4 protein-coding genes are annotated in these 3920 nt (G+C 69.0%); 1 reads left to right on the top strand and 3 read right to left on the bottom strand.

Annotated features, from left to right (window positions below; translation table 11 throughout):
• Window positions 1-26: 26 nt before the first annotated feature.
• Window positions 27-1418, bottom strand: coding sequence for an argininosuccinate lyase (argH, locus tag V7067_RS10355; RefSeq protein WP_334175822.1), 1392 nt, complete (start codon window positions 1416-1418; stop codon window positions 27-29).
• Window positions 1419-1538: 120 nt separating this feature from the next.
• Between argH and V7067_RS10350 the strand changes: the two genes are divergently transcribed.
• Window positions 1539-2246 carry a TlpA disulfide reductase family protein gene (locus tag V7067_RS10350; RefSeq protein WP_334175821.1) on the top strand — a complete coding sequence of 236 codons (708 nt, stop codon included), beginning with the start codon at window positions 1539-1541 and terminating at the stop codon, window positions 2244-2246.
• Between the two features lie 9 nt (window positions 2247-2255).
• Here the strand turns inward: V7067_RS10350 and V7067_RS10345 are convergent, their stop codons facing one another.
• Together V7067_RS10345 and V7067_RS10340 are read right to left on the bottom strand one after the other, a co-directional pair.
• Window positions 2256-3137 carry a 3-hydroxybutyryl-CoA dehydrogenase gene (locus V7067_RS10345; protein WP_334175820.1) on the bottom strand — a complete coding sequence of 294 codons (882 nt, stop codon included), beginning with the start codon at window positions 3135-3137 and terminating at the stop codon, window positions 2256-2258.
• 197 nt (window positions 3138-3334) lie between these two features.
• Window positions 3335-3919 (bottom strand): cob(I)yrinic acid a,c-diamide adenosyltransferase, encoded by a 585-nt coding sequence (locus V7067_RS10340; protein ID WP_334175819.1) that lies wholly within the window; start codon window positions 3917-3919, stop codon window positions 3335-3337.
• Window position 3920 lies beyond the last annotated feature (1 nt).

Below are 3920 nucleotides of genomic sequence, written 5' to 3'. Positions count from 1 at the left end.
AACCGGCCGCGCGAACGGCCGCCGGTTCAGAGCGTATCCTTCTCCAGCTTGCGCTTCCATGCCTTAACGGCCTTGCGCACGTTTGCCGGCGCGGTGCCGCCATAAGAGGTGCGGCTCTTCACGGAACGGTCGACCGACAGCACGTCGAACACCGCGTCGGTGATGCGCGCATCGATGCCCTGCATGGTGGCGAGCGGCACCTTTTCCAGCGGCAGCCCGGCCTCGGCCGCAGCCGCCACGATGCGGCCGGTCACATGATGGGCCTCACGGAACGGCATGCCGACGACGCGCACCAGCCAGTCGGCCAGATCTGTTGCGGTGGAATAGCCGCCGCCGGCGGCCTTCTTCATCGCCCGGGCATCGGGCTCCATGTCGCGCACCATGCCTGCGGACGCGGCGATCACCAGCGACAGCGAGGCGAGGGCGTCGAAGGCCGGCTCCTTGTCCTCCTGCATGTCCTTGGCATAGGCCAGCGGCAGGCCCTTCATGACGATCAGCAGGCCGGTCAGCGCGCCGATGATGCGCCCGGTCTTGGCGCGCGCCAGTTCCGCGGCATCGGGATTGCGCTTCTGCGGCATGATGGAGGAACCGGTGGTGAAGCGGTCCGACAGGCGGATGAACCCGAAGGGCGCCGAACACCAGATCACGATTTCCTCGGCCAGCCGCGACAGGTGCATGGCGGCGACGGAGGCCGCCGACAGCGCTTCCAGCGCGAAGTCGCGGTCGGAGACCGAATCGAGCGAATTGGCGGTCGGCCGGGCGAAGCCCAGCGCCTCGGCGGTGGCGAAGCGGTCGATGGGGAACGAGGTGCCGGCGAGCGCGGCCGAGCCGAGCGGGCATTCGTTGAGGCGGGCGCGGGCATCGCGGAAACGGCCGCGGTCGCGCCCGATCATCTCCACATAAGCCATCAGGTGGTGGCCGAAGGTGACCGGCTGGGCGGTCTGCAGGTGGGTGAAACCGGGCATGACGGTGGCCGCGTGGGCCTCCGCTTTTTCCAGAAGGGCTTCCTGCAAATCCTTCAGGGCGTGGTCGAGTTCGTCGATGGTGTCGCGCACCCACAGGCGGAAGTCCGTCGCCACCTGATCGTTGCGCGAGCGGGCGGTGTGCAGGCGGCCGGCCGCCGGGCCGATGAGATCGGCAAGGCGCTTTTCCACGTTCATGTGGATGTCTTCCAGCTCGCGCGAGAAGACGAAGGTGCCGGCTTCGATTTCGGACAGCACCTGCGCCAGACCGGCATCGATGGCGGCGGCATCCTCGAAGGAGACGATGCCCTGCTTCGCCAGCATCGCCACATGGGCGCGCGAACCGGCGATATCCTGCCGGTAGAGGGCCTTGTCGAAGTCGATCGAGGCGTTGATTTCGGCCATGATGGCGTCCGGGCCGGTGGCGAAGCGCCCGCCCCACATGCGGTTGCTCATTGCATCCTGTCCTCGATCTGTGCGAACCCAGCGGTTCACAGGGGGGTCTGTGCGCGAACCGGCGGTTCGCAAGGGGGCCGGGCCCCCGCCCGTTCCGCCTCACCGGGAGGAAAGCAGGTCATGGCCAGGGCGAGCGGCGCGAAGAATTCCGGCGGGGCAAAGACCGGCCGGGCCGTCTGGGGCCGGGCGATGGTCATTGCCGTCGCGGCCGGCGTTGTCGCCGGGTTTGGCGCGATATACGGGATTCCGGGTCTCTCTGGCAACGATGCGCCGCCGGCCTGCAAGGCCAGTGCCGCGATTTCGCGCAGCCTCGCGCCGCTGGCAACCGGCACCATGGCCGGCCTGATCACCTCCGGCGCGCCGGTCGACGTTTCGGGGCTGGCCTTCCGCACCCCGGACGGCAGCGAAACGACGCTCGGCCGGCAGCTTGCCGGCACGCCCGGCCGCATCGCGCTGGTCAACCTGTGGGCGACGTGGTGTGCGCCCTGCCGCAAGGAGATGCCGGCGCTCGACCGGCTGCAGCAGGCGATGGGCGGTCCGCGCTTCGAGGTGATGGCGATCAATGTCGATACCGCCGGCGACGGCCGCGCCGGCCGCTTTCTCGGCGAACAGAACATCGCCGCCCTGAAGCTCTATACCGATCCGCTGATGGCGACCTTCAACGACCTGAAGACGAAAGGCCGCGCCGTGGGGCTGCCGACCACGCTGCTGGTCGATCAGGCCGGCTGCTCGCTGGGTCTGCTGCACGGGCCTGCGGAATGGGACAGCGCCGATGCCCGGGCGCTGATCGGAAAGGCGCTGGCGGTAACCGCGCCCGCCGTCAACTGAGGCCCGCCCTCAGCGGGTGGGCACGGGCTTTTCGCCGCGGTAGTCGTAGAAGCCGCGGCGGGTCTTGCGGCCGAGCCATCCGGCCTCGACATATTTCACCAGCAGCGGGCAGGGGCGATATTTCGAATCGGCCAGCCCCTCGTGCAGCACCTGCATCACCGACAGGCAGGTATCGAGGCCGATGAAATCGGCCAGCTGCAGCGGCCCCATCGGGTGGTGGGCGCCGAGCCGCATGGCGGTGTCGATGGCCTCCACCGTGCCGACGCCCTCGTAGAGCGTATAGATCGCCTCGTTGATCATCGGCATCAGGATGCGGTTGACCATGAAGGCGGGGAAATCCTCGGAAACCGCGGCAACCTTGCCGAGCTGCTTCACGAAGCCCCGGGCGGCCTGAAAGGTCTCGTCCTCGGTGGCGATGCCGCGCACCAGCTCCACCAGCTCCATCATCGGCACCGGATTCATGAAATGAATGCCGATGAACCGCTCCGGCCGGTCTGTGGAGGCGGCGAGGCGGGTGATGGAGATCGACGAGGTATTGGTGGCGAGGATCGCCTCCGGCTTCATCACCGGGCAGACCTGCGCGAAAATCTTGCGCTTGACCTGCTCGTTCTCCGTTGCCGACTCGATGACGAGGTCGGCATCGGCCAGCGCATCCAGATTCTCGGCGGCGCGGATGCGGCCGAGCGCGGCCTGCCGCTGCTCTTCGGTGATCGTGCCGCGGTGAAGCTGCCGCGTCATGTTGCCGGTGATGGTGGCCAGTCCCGACTGGATGCGGTCCATGGCCACGTCATAGATCAGCACGTCATAGCCGCCGAGGGCGCAGACATGCACGATGCCGGTGCCCATCTGCCCGGCACCGATGACGCCGATGGTCTTCAGTTCGCTCGCCATTTCGCCCAACCGCGCGCGCCTTGCGCCCTTCCAAAGCCGTTTCCCGCCCGCCGCAGCCGCGCGGTGCCGTGCTGTCCGCCGCCTTCGCCGGCCGGCGTTAACCTCCGGGACGCTAGCGGTCCCGGCCGGTCCGGTCAACGCGGCGCGGCGGCCGCAGCGATTCTCGCGCCGCCGGCCTTTCGTCACGCCTGCGCGGTTCAGCCGCGCGTGGCGCCCGGCACCCACAGCACGTCGGCCGCGCCGTTGTCGTTGGCAACGCGGCCGGCAACGAACAGGAAGTCCGACAGGCGGTTGATGTAGCGGATCGCGGCCGGATTCACCGCCTCCTGATCCGCCAGCGCCACCATCAGCCGTTCGGCCCGCCGGCACACCGTGCGCGCCAGATGCAGGCCGGCGCCCAGCGCCGAGCCGCCCGGCAGCACGAACGAGCGCAGCGGCTGCAGCGCCTCGTTGAAGGCGTCGATTTCCTGCTCCAGCCGCGCCACCTGCGAATCGAGAATGCGCAGCGGCGGCCCGTAGGGCTCCGGCGTCCCTTCCGGCGCCTCCGGCATGCCGAGATCGGCGCCGAGGTCGAACAGTTCGTTCTGGATGCGGCCGAGGGCGGCGTCGAGATCGGGCAGGCCGGCGCTGTGCAGCCGGGCAAGGCCCATGCAGGCGTTGAGTTCGTCGACCGTGCCGTAGGCCTCGATGCGCAGGTCGGCCTTGGAACGCCGTTCGCCGTTGACGAGGCCGGTGGTGCCGTCGTCGCCGGTGCGGGTGTAGATGCGGTTGAGGCGGACCATG

The sequence above is a fragment of the Pseudoxanthobacter sp. genome, from assembly GCF_036822375.1.
GTDB lineage: Bacteria > Pseudomonadota > Alphaproteobacteria > Rhizobiales > Segnochrobactraceae > Pseudoxanthobacter.
The sequence above is the reverse complement of the archived record's forward strand: the minus strand, read 5'-3'. Positions and strand labels throughout refer to the sequence as shown.

Coding starts and splice junctions, on each gene's coding strand:
- V7067_RS10350 (WP_334175821.1), top strand. CDS start 1,539: ATGGCCAGGGCGAGCGGCGCGAAGAATTCCGGCGGGGCAAAGACCGGC.
- V7067_RS10340 (WP_334175819.1), bottom strand. CDS start 3,919: ATGGTCCGCCTCAACCGCATCTACACCCGCACCGGCGACGACGGCACC.
- argH (WP_334175822.1), bottom strand. CDS start 1,418: ATGAGCAACCGCATGTGGGGCGGGCGCTTCGCCACCGGCCCGGACGCC.
- V7067_RS10345 (WP_334175820.1), bottom strand. CDS start 3,137: ATGGCGAGCGAACTGAAGACCATCGGCGTCATCGGTGCCGGGCAGATG.